General features: G+C 48.8%; 12 protein-coding genes. 11 read left to right on the top strand and 1 reads right to left on the bottom strand.

The window, feature by feature from the left end; all coding sequences use genetic code 11:
- Positions 1-2 precede the first annotated feature (2 nt).
- The 3 genes from rpmE to WG89_RS14200 all read left to right on the top strand — a co-directional run bounded on the left by rpmE (position 3) and on the right by WG89_RS14200 (position 2,713).
- Positions 3-218, top strand: a complete 216-nt coding sequence (rpmE, locus tag WG89_RS29400; RefSeq protein ID WP_079253839.1) for a 50S ribosomal protein L31 — start codon at positions 3-5, stop codon at positions 216-218.
- A 232-nt stretch (positions 219-450) separates the two neighbouring features.
- Positions 451-1,125 carry a thermonuclease family protein gene (locus tag WG89_RS14195; RefSeq protein WP_062267210.1) on the top strand — a complete coding sequence of 225 codons (675 nt, stop codon included), beginning with the start codon at positions 451-453 and terminating at the stop codon, positions 1,123-1,125.
- Positions 1,126-1,462: 337 nt separating this feature from the next.
- Complete coding sequence (locus WG89_RS14200) at positions 1,463-2,713, top strand: malic enzyme-like NAD(P)-binding protein (protein WP_062267212.1); 1,251 nt, start codon at positions 1,463-1,465, stop codon at positions 2,711-2,713.
- 132 nt (positions 2,714-2,845) lie between these two features.
- Here WG89_RS14200 and WG89_RS14205 read toward each other — a convergent pair whose 3' ends face one another.
- Positions 2,846-5,323, bottom strand: a complete 2,478-nt coding sequence (locus tag WG89_RS14205) for a penicillin-binding protein 1A (protein WP_062267214.1) — start codon at positions 5,321-5,323, stop codon at positions 2,846-2,848.
- A 518-nt stretch (positions 5,324-5,841) separates the two neighbouring features.
- On the opposite strand from WG89_RS14205, the gene WG89_RS14210 reads away from it, so the two are divergent.
- From WG89_RS14210 to gltB, 8 genes are all read left to right on the top strand, one after another.
- A complete protein-coding gene (locus tag WG89_RS14210) occupies positions 5,842-6,933 on the top strand; it encodes a pilus assembly protein PilM (protein ID WP_216638489.1) in 1,092 nt (363 codons plus the stop codon).
- Positions 6,933-7,499, top strand: coding sequence for a PilN domain-containing protein (locus WG89_RS14215; protein WP_062267216.1), 567 nt, complete (start codon positions 6,933-6,935; stop codon positions 7,497-7,499). The genes WG89_RS14210 and WG89_RS14215 overlap by 1 nt, the downstream gene beginning before the upstream one ends.
- Positions 7,496-8,110 carry a type IV pilus inner membrane component PilO gene (locus WG89_RS14220; protein WP_062267217.1) on the top strand — a complete coding sequence of 205 codons (615 nt, stop codon included), beginning with the start codon at positions 7,496-7,498 and terminating at the stop codon, positions 8,108-8,110. The genes WG89_RS14215 and WG89_RS14220 overlap by 4 nt, the downstream gene beginning before the upstream one ends.
- Positions 8,110-8,637: a pilus assembly protein PilP gene (locus WG89_RS14225; protein ID WP_062267219.1), complete on the top strand. Its 528-nt coding sequence runs from the start codon at positions 8,110-8,112 to the stop codon at positions 8,635-8,637. The genes WG89_RS14220 and WG89_RS14225 overlap by 1 nt, the downstream gene beginning before the upstream one ends.
- A 328-nt stretch (positions 8,638-8,965) precedes the next feature.
- Positions 8,966-11,047, top strand: a complete 2,082-nt coding sequence (locus tag WG89_RS14230; RefSeq protein WP_062267221.1) for a type IV pilus secretin PilQ — start codon at positions 8,966-8,968, stop codon at positions 11,045-11,047.
- Positions 11,048-11,193: 146 nt separating this feature from the next.
- Positions 11,194-11,718 (top strand): shikimate kinase AroK, encoded by a 525-nt coding sequence (gene aroK, locus WG89_RS14235; RefSeq protein WP_062267223.1) that lies wholly within the window; start codon positions 11,194-11,196, stop codon positions 11,716-11,718.
- A 14-nt stretch (positions 11,719-11,732) separates the two neighbouring features.
- Positions 11,733-12,824 carry a 3-dehydroquinate synthase gene (gene aroB / locus WG89_RS14240; RefSeq protein ID WP_062267370.1) on the top strand — a complete coding sequence of 364 codons (1,092 nt, stop codon included), beginning with the start codon at positions 11,733-11,735 and terminating at the stop codon, positions 12,822-12,824.
- Positions 12,825-13,345: 521 nt separating this feature from the next.
- Positions 13,346-17,803 carry a glutamate synthase large subunit gene (gltB, locus tag WG89_RS14245; protein ID WP_062267225.1) on the top strand — a complete coding sequence of 1,486 codons (4,458 nt, stop codon included), beginning with the start codon at positions 13,346-13,348 and terminating at the stop codon, positions 17,801-17,803.
- The last annotated feature ends 127 nt before the right edge of the window (positions 17,804-17,930 follow it).

The following is a 17,930-nucleotide window of genomic DNA, read 5'->3' on the forward strand; positions in this document are numbered from 1 at the left end:
CCATGAAGCCGGAAATCCATCCGAACTACGACGCTATCGAAGTTACCTGCTCCTGCGGTAACAAGATCCAGACTCGCTCTACTCTGTGCAAGGACCTGCACATTGAAGTTTGCTCCAAGTGCCACCCATTCTACACCGGCACTCAGAAAGTGATGGACACAGGCGGTCGTATCGAGCGCTTCACCAAGCGTTTCGGCAAGGTTGGTGCTCGCAAGTAAGCAACTTTTTGCTTGCCATGCAACCTGCTGGCTGACGGCCATGAGTTGAAAATGCCGCTATGCTTCTTCGAAGAGTAATTCGAAAGGTAGCATGATGGATTGTTTTGACTTGCCTGGTCGCTCGAAAAAGGCGTTTCACGTTATCGTGAGCGCCTTTTTTTGTGCGTTATTATTTTGTGCTTTCTCCGCGTATTCCTCAGAGGTCTGCACCCTGAAAGGTGCTTCGGAGACTGTGCGGTGGGACTACATTGCTGATGGCGATACCCTCTGGCTAAAAGACGGTCGCAAGATTCGTTTCTCCTCCATAAATACCCCTGAGATTGCCCATGAGAAAAAGCCTGCAGAGCCTTTTGGGGATGAAGCTGCTTTAACCCTCAGGCAATTGTTTTCTGGTTCCAGAAAGTTGAAGCTGCAGGTGGTTGGCAAGGATCATCATGGTCGGGTTCTGGCTCATCCGTTTCTGATGGACGGCCGCTCCATAGAATCGCTTCTGATTGAGAAGGGGTTGGGGTATCAGCTTTTTTCAGAAGAGCGAGATCCTTACAGGGATTGTCTGAAGCAACAAGAGGCGCAGGCTCGAAAAGAAAGAATCGGTATCTGGTCGAAAAAAGCAGTGTTTGATATCAGGGCAGACAGGCTAAAGCCCGGCTTTCAGATTCTCCGGGGTGAAGTGGTCAAAGTGTCCAGTCCCAAAAAAAATGATTTTTTCTGGGTTGAAATGGATGGGCCGGTAGTGATTCGTATACCAAGGTCGTCTGTTGAGACAAATTGGCTGAAGTCTCTGGTGGGAAAGCGTGTTGAGTTAAGAGGTTGGCTGGTGGATCGCAAGAATAAAAATAAGGGAAGCAGGCAGTATAAGCGCTGGATGATAGGTATTTACAGTCAGGATGGTATTCAAAGGCTTTGATACTGGCAAGATGGGTTCGGTTGCAGAGTTGTATTATTCGTTACTGTTCATGAATTTAGGTGTCTGGTCTGTAGATATACTTTTCTGGCCTGCTGAATCCTTGTTCGATAAACAGTGATCCTATATTCTCACGGGGAGCCTGACCAAGAATAGACAGCTCGGCCTAAAGTCCAGAAAGAACGGTCAGATTTTCCTTTGCATTTGATTGAATAGGTTGACTATTCGCACAAATCCAAAGAAAAATCTGCCTCGTTCTACTGAACTTTATGCTCGAGCGCTATTCTCGTCAGGCTCCCGATTCCCACTCATATTTTCATTAGGGTGAAAGTACAAGGATATGAAGCAAGCCGCTCTGGATTACCACGCCAAGCCTAAACCCGGAAAGATTTCGATTGAACTGACCAAGCCGGCAGAGACTGCGAAAGATCTGTCTCTGGCTTATAGCCCGGGTGTAGCGGAGCCAGTGCGTGAAATCGCTGCTGACCCAGAAAATGCCTACAAATACACCATGAAGGGCAATCTGGTCGCCGTGATCAGTAATGGCAGTGCCATTCTTGGTCTGGGTAATCTTGGAGCGCTTGCCAGTAAGCCGGTCATGGAAGGTAAAGCTCTGCTATTTAAACGTTTTGCTGGTGTTGACTCCATTGACCTTGAAGTGGATACCGAGAGCCCTCAGGACTTTATCGATACAGTTAAGCGTGTAGCTTGCAGCTTCGGCGGTATTAACCTTGAAGACATCAAGGCGCCAGAATGCTTTGAGATTGAACGTCGTTTGATCGAAGAGTGTGACATCCCTGTATTCCATGATGATCAGCATGGTACTGCCATTGTTACCGCAGCAGGTATGTTGAATGCGCTTGAGATTGCAGGCAAGAAAATTGAAGAAGCTCGTCTTGTATGTCTGGGTGCAGGTTCTGCAGCGATCTCCTGCGTCAAGCTGCTGATCAGTTGTGGTATGAATCCGGCGAATATCTTCATGCTGGACAGTAAGGGTGTTATTCATACTGGTCGCGACGATCTGAATCAGTACAAAGCTCTTTTTGCCGTTGAAACGGACTGTCGTACTCTGGGTGACGCAATCAATGGTGCTGATGCTTTCCTGGGGCTTTCAGGCCCGAATCTGCTCTCTCCGGAGCAGCTGGAAAGAATGGCAGAAAACCCGATTGTTTTCGCTTGTGCTAACCCGGATCCAGAAATCCGTCCTGAGCTGGCCAAAGAGGTTCGCTCTGACGTGATTATGGCAACTGGTCGTTCTGACTATCCCAATCAGGTGAACAACGTTCTTGGTTTCCCATTCATCTTCCGTGGTGCGCTGGATGTTCGAGCCAGTCGTATCAATGAAGAGATGAAAGTGGCTGCTGTTCATGCGATTCGTGAGCTGGCCAAGGAAGATGTGGTGCAGGAAGTAGTGGATGCCTATGAAGGTGTTCAGTTGAGCTTTGGTCCTGAGTACATCATTCCCAAGCCAACAGATCCCCGTTTATTGGGCACTGTTTCCGCTGCAGTTGCAAAAGCTGCTGTAGATTCTGGTGTGGCTCGTCAGCCTTATCCTGCAAATTACCCGTTGAAGTCGCTGGACGATATCTGATCCTTCGATTTCGTGGTTAAAAAAAGCCCGGTCTGATTTCAGTCCGGGCTTTTCTTTGGCGTTTTCGCGGGGGCTGAGAAAATCATTTACCCCCTTCAAAGGGGATAAATGATTACTTTCATTCAAGGTGGTTTAGAAGAGGTCTTCAGGTTTAAATGAACCGCTATCCTCCAGCGAGGGTAGATTACCTTCACTGACGCTTTTTGGTGTGTTTTCCTTTCTGAACAGTTCAAAGATGGCTTCCGGATCACCCTGTTTGGCCAGCTGACCCGTTTTAGGATCGATTCGAACTGTTTCTATACCAGCTGGTTGAGGCAGGCGTTTTTCAGGCTGGTCAGCCAGAGCCGTTTTCATATAACTGATCCAGATGGGCAGGGCGGCGTTCGCGCCATACTCCCAGCGACCCAAAGTCGAATAGTTATCCATGCCGACCCAGACGCTGGTCAGGACATCAGGGTTGAAGCCTACAAACCAGGCATCCTTACTGTCATTGGTGGTGCCTGTTTTACCACCGATGTCGTGTCTTTCAAGGGCTCTTGCTCTTTTACCGGTGCCTTTCCAGATGACATCTCTCATGATGTCATTGATGATGTAATTCACACGGTTGTCCATGACCGATTCAGCTTCATTAATGGACTCTGTAACAGCTGTTGGCTCTTCCCCATCAATCGGGGCTGGCGTGGTTTCAGCAACCTCTGAGACAACTTCCTCTGTGGGAGTTGGCTCTTTATCGCAGTCGCGACAAACCGTAGCTGGATTCGCTTCAAAAACCGTGTCATCCAGAACATCGACTCTCTCGATCAGGTAAGGCATGACCTTGTAGCCACCGTTGGCGATGGTCGCATAGCCTGTGGTCAACTCCAGAGGGGTCATGGATACGTTCCCCAGTGCCAATGACAGGTTCCGTGTCAGGGCGTCTCCAGGCAGTCCCAGTCCGGTGAGGAAATTTACCGTACGATTGACACCTACCTCTCTGAGAATCCGAATGGAGATCAGGTTTCTTGACCGGTAGAGGCCTTCTCTGAGGCGCATGGGGCCATTGAACTTCATGTTGTCGTTGTTCGGACGCCAGGTGCCTTCAAGCCCTTCATCTGCAAAAACAACCGGGGCATCGTTGATGATGGTGGAAGCGGTCAACCCTTCATTGAGTGCGGCTAGATACACAAAAGGCTTGAAGGCAGATCCTGCCTGGCGAATAGCCTGGGTAGAGCGGTTGTACATACTGTCGTAGAAGTTGAATCCGCCTACCAGTGCGAGAATGGCGCCGTTTTCCGGGTTCATGGAAATCAGGGATGATTGGGCTTCTGGTTCCTGGCCCAGGCGATAGCGGCCGTCGGGCATCTCTCTAACCCAGATCAAATCACCTGGTTTCAGGACATCAGAAGCTTGCTTGGGGTTGTAACCAAAGGCATTTACGTTGATAAAAGGTTTAGCCCACTTGAGGTTATCCCAATCAATGCGATCAATCTTATCCCCTTTCATCAGTATCATGACGGACTGTTCTTCGACAGCTGTCACGACTGCAGGTTTGAGGACGCTGGCAGAACGGGTTTCTTTTAGAGTCTTTTTCCAAACCTCAGCAGGATCCTGATCCTGGCTGATAACCGGATTGCCTTCTTCATCCTCATTCAGGTTGGTGATGGGGCCCCGGTAGCCATGTCTCTCTGTGTAAGCAAACAGGCCATTCGCTACGGCTTCATTGGCAGAAGTTTGTAGAACACTATCAACCGTGGTGTAGACCTTGAAGCCTTCTGTGTAGGTTTCCGGACCAAAGTTCTCCACCATTTCCTGGCGAACCATTTCAGCAATGTAGGGCGCCTGCATTTCAATGCGTGGGCCGTGATAGCTGGCAGTGATAGGAGCCTGAACTGCAGTTTCATAATCGTTCTGGTTGACGTAGCCAAGGTCCAGCATTCTGCCGAGAATCCAGTTACGGCGCACCAGGGCGCGTTCAGGCCCATTAATTGGGTTGTAGCGAGAGGGGGCTTTGGGTAGACCGGCAATCATGGCCCATTGAGCCAGGTCGAGTTCGTCGATGGATTTACCGTAATAAACCTGGGCCGCAGCCTCTACGCCATAAGCTCGGTTACCCAGATAAATTTTATTGAGATAGAGTTCAAAAATTTCGTCTTTGGTCAGTTCCTGTTCAATCTGTAAAGCCAGTAGAATCTCGTTGAACTTTCTGGAGAAGACCCGCTCGTGACTCAGGAAAAAGTTTTTGGCCACCTGCATGGTGATGGTGCTGCCGCCTGACTGGATTCGACCGGTTGAAGCCAGTTGCACCGCAGCTCGCATCAAACCCATAATGTCGACACCGGGATGATGGTAGAAACGATCATCTTCGGCGGCCATGAAAGCTTTGACCAAAGGTTCAGGGGCATCCTCAAAGTGAATGGGTGTTCGGCGTTTTTCGCCAAACTCTGCGATCAGTTTTTCGTCTTTTGAGTAGACACGCAGTGGCGTCTGCAGATGAGTGTCACGCAGTGTGTCGACCGACGGCAGCGAAGGGCTCAGGTAGAGGTAGGCGCTGGCTGCTATCAGGGTGATGCCACTGACGGCTGCCAGGCAGCTCCAGAGCAGAAATTTTAATAGTTTTACCGATCGATTCATGCTTGAGTGATATCCAGTTCTGGCTCTCTGCAGATACAAGAGGCTCATTATAAAGGGAAATGTTCAATTTCCCTAGAATCCGGGTCGTCAGTTAATGTAATGTTCGGCTTTACGTTGCCAGGCCGTGAAAATGGTTTGATACCTATGAGGTGAAAAATTGTTTTCTGGCTCAAAGTGTTACTTATTGCTCAAAACGTGATCCAGAGCTCAGGGTTATTCCGGATGGACGATGATTTTCTGTCTCTAATGACGGATATTTGTCGCATCCATTCTGCGAGAGATTATCGTTGTGAGCAAAGTGGGTAAGCTGACATGATCTGTTTGATGATGGATCGGATAAAAAGTAGCCACAGGAAGGTGCTTAGCGTGATCTGTTCAAGATAAAGTTAATCCGAAAGCTTCCTTTCGTTGCGCATTTGAACGGACTGTTATTAAATGAAAAATAGGGAATTTTTATAACAAAGCCGCCATGAGCGAAAAACACCCTTGCTGAGTATTTTGATCAGGCCAGGTGTTACATGGTGAAAAAAGCAGGAATCGCGTCTGTGTTTGGGCTGTTCAATAATAAAACAAGCGCTGTCCTTGGAGTGGACATCAGTTCGACCTCAGTGAAGGTTCTCGAACTGGGTCGTGGCAGTGGGGGCTACCGAATCGAAGCCTACGGCGAAGAACCTTTGCCGCCTGGGGCTGTGGTAGAAAATAATATTCAGGAGCCTGAAGCCGTTGGCGAGGCTATCAAGCGCGCTGTTTCCCGCAGCCGCAGCAATGTCAAAAATGCTGCAGTGGCCGTTTCCGGTTCGGCTGTCATCACCAAGACCATTGAGATGGATTCTTCACTCAGTGATGATGAGATGGAAACACAAATTGCCGTCGAAGCCGATCAGTATATTCCGTATGCCCTTGATGAAGTGGCTATCGATTTCGAAGTGCTTGGTCTGAAGGAAAACAATCCTGAACGTGCTGAGGTACTTCTGGCAGCCTGCCGTCGTGACAATGTTGAAATGCGGGAAGAGGCCCTTGGGCTGGGTGGACTGAAAGCCAAAGTGGTGGACGTCGAAGCCTTTGCCATGGAAAGAGTCTATGAACTGGTCAGTGACATGCTGGAGTTGCCGGAAGAAGATCCTGTGGTGGCCATTGTTGATATCGGTGCCAGCAGTACTTCAATCAGTGTGCTCAGTAATGGTCAAACCATTTACACCCGTGAACAATTGTTTGGTGGCAGACAGTTAACGGATGAAATTCAGCGTCGTTATGGTCTCAGCCCGGAAGAAGCTGAAAAGTCCAAACGAGAAGGTGGTTTGCCTGATGATTTCGAACCTGAGGTTCTGGAGCCTTTCAAGGAGGCGGTGGTTCAGCAGGTTTCCCGCTCTTTGCAGTTTTTCTATTCCTCCAGTCAGTACAACGATGTCGATGCCGTCCTGATGGCCGGGGGCACCTCTTCCATTCCGGGGCTTGCTGCACTGGTTCAGGACAAGCTGGGAACCCAGGCTTTGCTGGCGAATCCATTTGCAAAAATGGCGCTATCCGGAAAAGTGGACGCGAGTAAATTGACCGGCACCGCTCCGGCGCTGATGATCGCCTGTGGATTGGCCATGAGGAGTTTTGACTGATGGCAAGAATTAACCTTCTCCCCTGGCGTGAACAGCTGCGTGAAGAACGTAAGAAACGTTTTGTCGCTGCCTGGGTGATGACCATTCTGGCAGGCGGTGCCATGATCTTCATGGCAGACCTTTACACCGGTAATGTGATCAGTCAGCAGCAGAGCAGAAATCAGTATCTTCAAAATAAAATTACTGAGCTCGACAAGAGTATTGCTGAAATCAAGGACCTCAGAGACAAGCGTACCCAGCTGCTGGAGCGTATGGAAGTTATCCAGAACCTGCAGGGTAACCGCCCGATTATTGTCAGGGTGTTTGACCAATTGGCACGTTTGATTCCTGATGGCGTCCATTTCAAGAGCCTGCAGTTTCAAGGAAATACTCTGAAGCTGGTCGGTGTGGCTGAATCCAATAACCGTATCTCCAGCCTGATGCGTAATTTTGACTCCTCTGAGTGGTTTGCTGACCCCAATCTGACCGCTGTGCGTAAAGTGACGCTGGGTGGAGAACGGATGAATGAATTTGATCTGACCGTGATTCGTACGTCACCTGAAAAAGAAGGGGAGGACGAATCATGAGCATTGCCGATTCTCTGAAAAATCTGAATGAGCTGGATCTGGCCGATCTGGATCTGGAAAATGTTGGGGCCTGGCCCCTGGCAGTCAGAATCATTGCCTGTGTACTGACGCTTGGTCTGGTGCTTTTTCTGGGTTATCAGTTGCATTTGAGTAACCTCCAGAAATCTTATGAAAGTGTGATTGCCAAGGAGAAGCAATTAAAAGATCAGTACCGTGTTAAGGCTTTTCAGGCGGCCAATCTGGATGCTTACCGTGTGCAGATGGAAGAAATGGAAGCTTCATTCGGTGCGCTGGTTAAGCAGCTGCCCAGTGATACTGAGGTACCTGGTCTGTTGGAGGATATTACCTTTACCGGTCGTGGTGCGGGTTTGACTTTCGAGACCATTAAACTTCAGCCAGAAAAAGCTACAGAGTTTTATATTGAGCTGCCTATAAGCATCTCTGTCAGCGGTAACTATCACGATATTGGCAGTTTTGTCAGTGGAGTGGCCAGCTTGCCACGAATTGTAACGCTTCATGATTTCTCCATTACTCCGGAAAGGAATGGGCAGATTCTGAAGATGGAGATTCTGGCCAGAACCTATCGCTACAACGACAAGGAGTCTCAGTAATGAAGTATTTACCAAGACTTCTGGTTGTATGCGCAAGTGCTGCGTTGGCAGGCTGCTCTGGTAACAGTGGTTTTAGTGACCTGGACCAGTATATGGCGGAAATGAGGGCAAAGCCTTCCGGAAGGATAGAGCCTCTGCCAACCTTTACACCCTACGAGGCGTTTACCTATAGGGCTTCAGGTTTGAGGAGTCCTTTTGAGCCGCCGGTTAAAGTAAAAGCCTCAGACCGGGAGTTCAACAGTAATGTCAAACCGGATAACGGCAGGATAAAGCAGTATCTGGAACAGTTTGATATTGAGACTTTTGCTCTTGTAGGCTCGATCAGCAACGATGATGGTCTATGGGGCTTAATTCGTGGCGATGATGGCATTCACCGGGTCAGAGTAGGTGACTACATGGGGAAAAACCATGGCCGAATCACTTACATTGATGACAGTGAGCTGAGAATTATCGAGATTGTGCCAGCAGGTTCCGAGGTCTGGATTGAAAGACCCAGAAGCCTGAGGCTGGATCTTGGTCAACCCTGATCGGAAAGCAATCGCTGTAAAGCTCTGAGCAATAAAAAATGAATCTTTAATTGCCCGGGGTTGTAAAATGATTCTTACAGCAAACATTGCTTGCAAGGATAGCTCGATCAGTTTCGAGATGGATTTCCCGCTTTAACCATGCATGCCTTTACATAACATATCTTTTTGATATTAAGGGGGTGATAAAGGCATGGCTCTTGTTTCGTTACTTGTATCAGCAAGAGTGAACATGGTTTATTTGACAAGGTAGGCCTCTGCAGAAAACTGGATTTTTCTGATTTCATGCCGATTAGAACAACAATTCTAAAATGCTAAGTGGGTTAAGTAGATGAATAATAAGCCCGTGTTGAAAGCCAGCGCAGTACGAATGCTGCTGTATACGGTGTTGGCGTGGTTGCCGCTTTCTGTCTGGGGTGTAACGCTCAAGAAAATGGATGCTGGCACCCTGCCGGGTGACATAGTAGAGCTGCGTCTGATGTTCGATGGCCCTGCACCTGAGGCCAAGGGTTATACCATAGAACAACCGCCAAGAATCTCTCTGGATTTGCCATACACTCGCAGTGATCTGCCCAAGTACAACGAAGTGGGCTTTCAGAATACTGAGAGCGTCACTGTGCTTGAGGCCGGAGACAGAACACGGCTGGTAGTTAATCTTAAAAACGCATCCGGTTTTACCACCAAAACAGATGGTAATGTACTTTATGTTTATGTGGGTGCAGAAGGTTCTACTGCTCGTTCACCACTGCCATCAGTAGCGAACTCTGGTGCGCCACTGGCCGATCCCGCCAGCACTGGTATTACCCATATTGATTTCCAGCGTGGTGAGGAAGGTGAGGGTAATATTGTTATTACTCTGGCGGATCCAAATATTCCTATGGATATGAATGAGCTGGGTGGCAGGATTCGTTTGGAATTTCAGGGGAATGTGTTGCCAGGTCGATTGCGCAACCGTTTGGATGTCATTGATTTCGCAACACCTGTGAAATTTATTGATGCCAAAGTTGAAGATGGGAATGCTGTTGTCGTTATTGAGCCAAAGGGTGAGTACAACTACCTGGCGTATCAAACCGATAACACTCTGACCGTTAGTGTTAAGCCTGTTACTGATAAAGACTATGGTCGTGATCGTAAAGGCCTGACCTACAAAGGAGACAAGCTCTCCCTCAACTTCCAGGATATTGAAGTTCGTGCGGTGCTCCAGTTGATCGCTGACTTCACTGACCTCAATCTTGTGGCATCTGATACTGTTAGCGGAAACGTGACTCTGCGCTTGCAGAATGTACCCTGGGATCAGGCGCTTGATATTGTGTTGAAGTCCAAAGGTCTTGATAAGCGTCTCGAAGGTAATGTTCTGACGGTTGCTCCTGCTGAAGAGATCGCCGCTAGAGAGCGTCAGCAACTGGAGAACGACAAGCAGATTCGTGAGCTGGCTCCGGTTTATACCGATTTGATTCAAATTAATTACGCTGACGCTGCAGAAATCGCAACCGTTCTGGCCGGTGAAGGTGAAGAAACCAGTTTGCTGACTGAGCGTGGGTCAGTGCAGGTAGTGGCTCGTACAAACAGCCTTCTGGTAAAAGATACTCAGGAAAAGCTGGATGAGTTGCGTGCTCTGATTCAGCGTCTGGATATCCCTGTCAGACAGGTGATGATTGAGGCTCGCATTGTAAATATGAACTCCGACTTTACCCGGGATCTGGGTGTGAAGTGGAGTGGAGCAACAGATCTGACATCTAATGAGTCTGGTCGGGCTATTGGTATCGGTGGTGGTGGTACTACCGCTGGCAATGCTGGTGGTACTCCTTCAGCTGGTGTGGGCAACAATCCATTTATCGACTTTGGTGCAAGCGGAGCTAATGCCGCTACTCTAGCCATTGGTTTTGCTACCAACAGTACAATCTTGAATCTTGAATTGTCCGCCATTTTATCTGACGGTGGTGGTGAGACGGTTTCTCAGCCCAAGGTTATTACTGCTGACAAAACCAAGGCTGTGATCAAGTCTGGTAAGGAGATTCCTTACGAAGAGAAAACATCCAGTGGTGCCACTTCTGTTGCATTTAAGGATGCCGTGTTGTCACTTGAGGTGACTCCACAGATTACTCCTGAGGGCAGTATCATCATGGAAGTTACCGTGACCAATGACTCGCAGGGAACCGATGCACCTAACGGCGTACCGACGATTAACAAGAATGAAGTGAATACTCAGGTTCTTGTAAGAGATGGTGAAACCGTTGTGCTGGGTGGTGTCTTTACTCAGGAGAAGAAGAAGGGAACAGTGAAGGTACCAGTGCTGGGTGACATTCCTTATGTAGGGCGTTTGTTCCGTAAAGATACCAACTCAGACACTAAAACAGAGCTGATGATTTTCATTACACCTCGCGTGGTAAACGATAACATCACCCTCCGCTAAAGCCCGCCTGAGAAGGCGAAATCCGGAAACTATCTAAGAACGGGAGCTTAAACTCCCGTTTTTTTATGCCTTATCTTGTTGTCAGCACGACTTAGGATGCGCTACGCTCGGCCACACGCAGGCAGGAAGTCGGGCTAACAAAGACAATGCCATTAACAAATATATTTCTGGTAGGCCCCATGGGGGCTGGTAAAAGTACAATAGGGCGGATGTTGGCCAAAGAGCTGGGGCTGCCTTTTTATGATTCCGATCATGAAGTAGAAGCGCGAAGTGGTGCTGATATTCCCTGGATTTTTGATGTTGAAGGGGAAGAAGGTTTTCGACAGCGTGAAATTCAGGTTATTCAGGATCTCTGCACCAAGCGGGGCATTATTCTTGCTACCGGTGGAGGGGCCGTGACACGACTGGAGAATCGTCAGCAGTTAGGAACCAATGGTTTCGTCGTTTTTCTCAAGGCATCTGTGCCAGCTCAGTTGGCCAGAACAGAGAAAGATAAGAAGAGACCCTTGTTGCAGCGGCCTGATAGAGAGGATGTTTTGACTCAGTTATTGAGTGACAGGGCGCCTCTTTATACCAGTATTGCTGATATAGAGCTGGATACCGAGCTGCTTTCCCCTAAGGCGTTGATCAATGAAATCATCCGTGCAGTGGAGAAGAACAGAGGTGTTTGATGCAGGAACCCGGGATGCTTGAGCTTAATGTGGATCTGGGGGAGCGCAGCTACCCGATTTTTATTGGCTCGGGGCTTTATGCTAGAGCTGCCAGGCCAGATTTGCTGAAGCCTTATATCAAAGGGCAGCAAGTAGCCATTGTAACTAACGAGACCATTGCGCCGCTTTATCTCGAGCAGGTTCGAGGCTTGCTCGATGGAGTGAACTTGATTGAGGTGATTCTGCCTGATGGTGAAGAGCACAAAAATCTTTCGACGCTTGAGCAGGTGTTTGATGAACTGCTGAAGGCTCGTCATACCCGTAAAACCACTCTGGTTGCTCTGGGAGGTGGTGTTGTCGGAGATATGACTGGTTTTGCTGCTGCGGCTTATCAGCGTGGAGTGGATTTTGTCCAGATTCCTACCACGCTTTTGTCCCAGGTAGACTCCTCTGTAGGTGGGAAGACAGGTGTCAATCATCCACTAGGCAAGAATATGATTGGCGCGTTTCACCAGCCTAATGTTGTCCTGATTGATACAGACTCACTGGGTACTCTTCCTGACCGGGAGTTTTCTGCTGGTGTGGCAGAAGTTATCAAGTACGGGCTTATTTGTGATCAGCCATTTTACCAGTGGCTTCTGGTAAATATGGATCGAATCATGGCCAGAGATCAGGAAGCTCTGACTTACGCTATTCACCGTTCCTGCACCGATAAAGCGTGGGTTGTGGCTGAGGATGAGAAAGAGTCGGGTCTCAGAGCCATTCTTAATCTTGGGCATACTTTTGGTCATGCAATTGAAACCCACACTGGTTATGGTGAGTGGCTGCATGGTGAAGCAGTCGCTACTGGTATGGTTATGGCGGCAGAGCTTTCCTGTAGGTTGGGATACCTGTCTCGAGATGAGGTTCAGGAGATAACGGATCTGCTCAAGGTATCACGTTTGCCTGTTGAGCCTCCTGTAGGGATGTCTCCTGAGCGATTTATTGAGCTGATGTCTGTAGATAAGAAAGTACTTGATGGTCAATTGAGACTGGTTCTTATGGAGAAGGTGGGTAAGGCTATCGTAACCGATCAGTTTGACCGCGGTGTGCTGGATGAAATGCTGAAGGATGTGTGTAAGGTTTAGAGTCTATTACCTATTGTTCTTTTTATGCATTTGTGATTGAGGGGCTGGCCGTGTAAAATGGTCAGCCCCTTGTCTTATAAGGCAGGGCTAAATATCTGCAACCTCAGTCTATTTTCAGTGAAGTAGCAGTAACAGGTACAGCCTTTTCTTGTGTCTGTTTTTGAATTAAAATCCTAAAAAAATGAATTTATATTCTCGGGCGAGTGCCCGACAGGGAAGGTTCGAAACCTATTGGAGTATGAGCCGGGCTCATGTTGTGACCTGAGTAGGCTGAGAAAAGTCAGAGACGTCGCCTGACCGTTCAGAAAAATAATCCAGTAGAGCAGCGCAAAAGCTATGGAATGCCAGATAAAAAAACTCAGCATGAAAGCGGCGAGCAGCAAAATTTGAAGAAAAAACAGCCTTGGGCAGAAAGAGAATAACGATCGTCAAGGGAGTCTGATTCAGAGTAGAGGATCTGAGCAGTCTTCCAGAGTGACTACGTTTCAAGGTTTATAATAACTGGCGATGAGAGAGTGCCTATGAAAGCAGGTCTGTATAATCCTGGGGAGTTTAGGGATAACTGTGGTTTCGGGCTGATAGCCCATATGGAAGGAGAGAGAAGTCATGACCTCCTGAAAACCGCTATTGAAGCACTTACCTGCATGACGCACCGTGGTGGTATCGCCGCAGACGGAAAAACAGGCGACGGATGTGGCTTGTTGATTCAAACCCCTGATACATTTTTCCGTACTGTCGTAAAAGAGCAGCTGGGTAAAGAGCTTCCTGCGCAATATGCTGTAGGCATGCTGTTTCTCAGTCAGGACGAAACCGTTGCTGATCATGCCAGAAAAAAGCTCGAAGCCGAGTTGGAAAAGAAAAATCTGGTAGTGATTGGCTGGCGTAAAGTGCCAGTTAACAGTGAGTGTCTTGGACCTATTGCTCTGGATCAGCTTCCTGTTATTGAGCAAGTGTTTGTTGGTCATCAGGGTGAATTGGACGAAGCAGAGTTTTCAGCCCGTCTGTATATGGCTCGCCGATTCACTAATATGGCGCTGGAGCAGGACCAGGATTTCTATATCTGCTCCCTGTCCACTCAAGTGGTGACCTATAAGGGCCTGATGATGCCGGTGGATCTGGCTAATTTCTATCAGGATCTGGGCGACCCTCGCTTTGAAACCGCGATTTGTGTATTCCATCAGCGCTTCTCCACCAATACCATGCCCCGCTGGAAACTGGCTCAGCCTTTCCGACTGTTGGCTCATAACGGTGAAATCAACACCATCACCGGTAACAGAAACTGGTCACAGGCTCGTCGAAATAAATTCAAGTCAGAGCTGCTGCCTGATCTGGGTCAGATCTCTCCTCTGGTGAACCGTACGGGTTCAGACTCCTCGAGTTTGGACAATATGCTTGAGGTTCTGGTGACCGGTGGTGTAGATCTATATCGTGCTATTCGAATGCTGGTGCCGCCTGCCTGGCAGAACGTGGACACTATGGACCCGGGTCTCAGAGCTTTCTACGAATACAACTCTATGCATATGGAGCCTTGGGATGGTCCAGCAGGTCTGGTTATTACCGACGGTCGTCGTGCAGTGTGTGCGCTTGACCGCAATGGTCTGCGTCCATCACGTTGGGTAATTACCAAAAATGGCTATCTGACCGTTGCTTCTGAAGTGGGTGTTTATGATTACCAGCCAGAAGATGTCGTCGCCAAGGGGCGTGTAGGGCCTGGTGAAGTGCTGGCTATTGATGTTGAGTCGGGTGAGTTGTTGCAGGCTCACGATATTGATGAGCAGCTGAAGACTCGACAGCCTTACAAGCAATGGCTGAAAAAGAATTCCTATCGAATTCGTTCCCAGTTCAGGGACGAAGACCACAAGATTGAACATCTGGATGCTGATCTGCTGAATGTTCACCAGAAGATGTTTTCTGTGACTTTTGAGGAGCGTGACCAGGTTATTCGCCCTCTGGCAGAAAGTGGTCAGGAAGCCGTGGGTTCCATGGGTGATGATACACCTATGGCTGTATTGTCAGGTCGCGTGCGCTCTGTATACGACTACTTCAGACAGCAATTTGCCCAGGTCACCAATCCTCCCATTGATCCTCTGCGTGAAGCGATCGTTATGTCCCTGGAAACCTGTCTGGGACGTGAGAAAAATGTTTTTGAAGAGACGCCTGAGCATGCGGGTCGTGTCGTTCTGAAGTCGCCTGTACTGTCTACCACCAAGTTCCTGAATCTGATTAATGCCCATCACCAGCATGATGATCTGGATGTGGTCTACATCGATATCAACTACAAGTCAGAAGAAGGTTTGAAAGCGGCTATTGAGCGCATCTGTGATGAAGCAGAAAAATCGGTGCGTGATGGTAAAGCACTGATCCATCTGAGTGACCGTGATATCAATGATGACAAACTGCCTGTGCATGCAGCCATGGCAACCGGTGCTGTTCATCACCGACTGATTGATACCGGGTTGCGTTCAGACGCCAATATTCTGGTAGAGACAGCTACCGCAAGGGATTCTCATCAGTTTGCAGTACTGTTGGGCTTTGGCGCCACAGCCATTTACCCTTATCTGTCGTATGAAATCATCCATGACCAGATTCGCTCCGGTGAAATTCTGGCGGATCCGCTGGATGCCTATAAAGCTTACCGCAAAGGTATTGATAAAGGTCTGTTCAAGATTCTCTCCAAAATGGGAATCTCGACCATTGCTTCTTATCGTGCTGCACAGCTGTTTGAAGCTATAGGTCTCTCTTCTGAAGTCGTTGATCTCTGCTTTAAAGGTGTCCAGAGTCGTATTGAAGGGGCGAGTTTTGAAGCGATTCAGCAGGATCAGAAGTTACTTTCGGAAACTGCCTGGAAAAAGCGTAAGCCTATCCAGCAGGGCGGACTGCTTAAGTATGTTCACGACAGTGAATACCATGCGTTCAATCCAGATGTTGTGCAGCAGCTGCAAAAAGCGGTTTCCACAGGTGATTACGAAGAATTTCGTCGCTACTCCAAGTTGGTCAATGAAAGGCCTGTAGCGACTCTGCGTGATCTGATGGGGCTTAAGTCTGCTGATAAGCCTTTAGCTCTGGATGATGTAGAACCGGTTTCCGACATCCTTAAACGCTTTGACTCTGCTGCAATGAGTCTCGGTGCTTTGTCTCCTGAAGCACATGAGGCTCTGGCTGAAGCAATGAATCGTCTAGGAGGGCGCTCAAACTCCGGTGAAGGCGGTGAAGATGAAGCTCGTTTCGGCACGAACCGAGTTTCCAAAATCAAACAGATAGCTTCGGGTCGTTTTGGTGTGACTCCGCACTATCTGGTCAATGCAGAAGTGCTACAGATTAAAGTGGCTCAGGGTGCCAAGCCGGGTGAGGGTGGTCAGCTGCCAGGCGGTAAGGTTAATAAACTGATTGCCAGGCTGCGTTACTCTGTACCGGGTGTAACACTTATTTCGCCTCCACCACACCATGATATTTATTCCATCGAGGATCTGGCTCAGCTGATTTTCGATCTCAAGCAGGTGAATCCGGATGCACTGGTTTCTGTGAAGCTGGTATCTGAGCCGGGTGTTGGCACCATCGCTGCAGGTGTAGCCAAGGCATACGCTGATTTGATTACCATTTCCGGCTATGACGGCGGCACAGCGGCTAGCCCTCTGACGTCTATTCGCTATGCGGGTTCTCCCTGGGAGTTGGGCCTGACAGAAGCGCATCAGGCACTGAGAGCCAATGATTTGCGTGGTAAGGTTCGATTGCAGACAGATGGTGGTATTAAGACCGGTCTGGATGTAGTGAAAGCAGCCATTCTGGGGGCGGAAAGCTACGGCTTTGGTACAACCCCGATGGTAGCCATGGGTTGTAAGTATCTCAGAATCTGTCACCTCAACAACTGTGCGACAGGTGTTGCTACTCAAGATCAGCATCTGAGGGATAATCACTTCCTCGGTACCGTTGAGATGATTATGAACTTCTTCACCTTTGTTGCGGAAGAAGTTCGTGAGTGGCTTTCTGTTCTGGGTGCCAAAGGTCTTGAAGATGTTATTGGTCGTACAGAGTTGTTGGACCTCCTGCCTGGTGATACTGACAAGCAGAAAGGGCTCGATCTGACGCCGATTGTACGAAATGATCTGATTCCTGAAGATAAGCCTCATACCTGTCAGGTAGATCGTAACCCATCTTACGACAAGGGTGAGCTGGCAGAGGTCATGGTTGAAGCCTGCCTGCCTGCAATTGAAAGTGGTCAGGGTGGGGAATTTGAGTTCACAGTAGGTAACTGCGACCGCTCTATTGGTGCAAGGCTCTCCGGTGAAATTGCCAAGCGTCATGGCAATCAGGGAATGTCTGAAAGTCCTCTGAAACTCAATCTGAAAGGTACGGCGGGCCAGAGCTTTGGTGTCTGGAATGCCGGTGGCCTGGATATGCATCTGGAAGGGGATGCCAACGATTACGTCGGCAAAGGTATGACCGGCGGTAATCTGGTGATTCGTCCACCTCAGGGCAGTGTATTCAACTCTAATGAAACTGCCATTATCGGTAATACCTGTCTGTATGGTGCTACCGGTGGTCGTCTGCTGGCAGCTGGTCGTGCCGGTGAGCGTCTGGGTGTCAGGAACTCAGGTGCCACTGCAATGGTCGAAGGAGCAGGGGATCACTGTTGTGAGTATATGACCGGTGGTCTGGTCGTGGTACTGGGCGAAACAGGGCATAACTTTGGCGCTGGTATGACCGGTGGCTTTGCTTATGTGCTGGACCTGAAACGGAACTTTGTAGACCGTTACAATCATGAACTGGTGGATATTCATCGAATTGATACTGAATCCATGGAGGATTATCAGTCTCACCTGATGGGCCTGTTGGATGAATACGTCAAGGAAACAGACAGTGAATGGGGTCGTGAACTCCAGGAAGAGTTCTACGACTACAGAGGTCGTTTCTGGCTGGTGAAGCCAAAAGCGGCGAGTTTGGACTCATTGCTCGCGAGTACTCGTGGGCGTCCTGAATAGGACGCCTGCCCGCTTGCAAGGAAGGTCTTTAGAACAGCCATGTGCGCTGCAGCCTTGAGCTAATGAAAAGCCTTGAGCATAAACGCAGCGCCATGAGCGTTATAAAAACAATCAGCGAATGAGGTCA

The sequence above is a fragment of the Endozoicomonas arenosclerae genome, assembly GCF_001562015.1.
GTDB classification, from domain to species: Bacteria; Pseudomonadota; Gammaproteobacteria; order Pseudomonadales; family Endozoicomonadaceae; genus Endozoicomonas_A; species Endozoicomonas_A arenosclerae.

Bases quoted from the DNA above. Each gene is read 5' to 3' on its own strand.
- WG89_RS14205 (WP_062267214.1), bottom strand. From the start codon at position 5,323: ATGAATCGATCGGTAAAACTATTAAAATTTCTGCTCTGGAGCTGCCTG.
- gltB (WP_062267225.1), top strand. From the start codon at position 13,346: ATGAAAGCAGGTCTGTATAATCCTGGGGAGTTTAGGGATAACTGTGGT.
- WG89_RS14225 (WP_062267219.1), top strand. From the start codon at position 8,110: ATGAAGTATTTACCAAGACTTCTGGTTGTATGCGCAAGTGCTGCGTTG.
- rpmE (WP_079253839.1), top strand. From the start codon at position 3: ATGAAGCCGGAAATCCATCCGAACTACGACGCTATCGAAGTTACCTGC.
- WG89_RS14215 (WP_062267216.1), top strand. From the start codon at position 6,933: ATGGCAAGAATTAACCTTCTCCCCTGGCGTGAACAGCTGCGTGAAGAA.
- WG89_RS14220 (WP_062267217.1), top strand. From the start codon at position 7,496: ATGAGCATTGCCGATTCTCTGAAAAATCTGAATGAGCTGGATCTGGCC.
- WG89_RS14200 (WP_062267212.1), top strand. From the start codon at position 1,463: ATGAAGCAAGCCGCTCTGGATTACCACGCCAAGCCTAAACCCGGAAAG.
- WG89_RS14230 (WP_062267221.1), top strand. From the start codon at position 8,966: ATGAATAATAAGCCCGTGTTGAAAGCCAGCGCAGTACGAATGCTGCTG.
- WG89_RS14210 (WP_216638489.1), top strand. From the start codon at position 5,842: ATGGTGAAAAAAGCAGGAATCGCGTCTGTGTTTGGGCTGTTCAATAAT.
- aroB (WP_062267370.1), top strand. From the start codon at position 11,733: ATGCTTGAGCTTAATGTGGATCTGGGGGAGCGCAGCTACCCGATTTTT.
- aroK (WP_062267223.1), top strand. From the start codon at position 11,194: ATGCCATTAACAAATATATTTCTGGTAGGCCCCATGGGGGCTGGTAAA.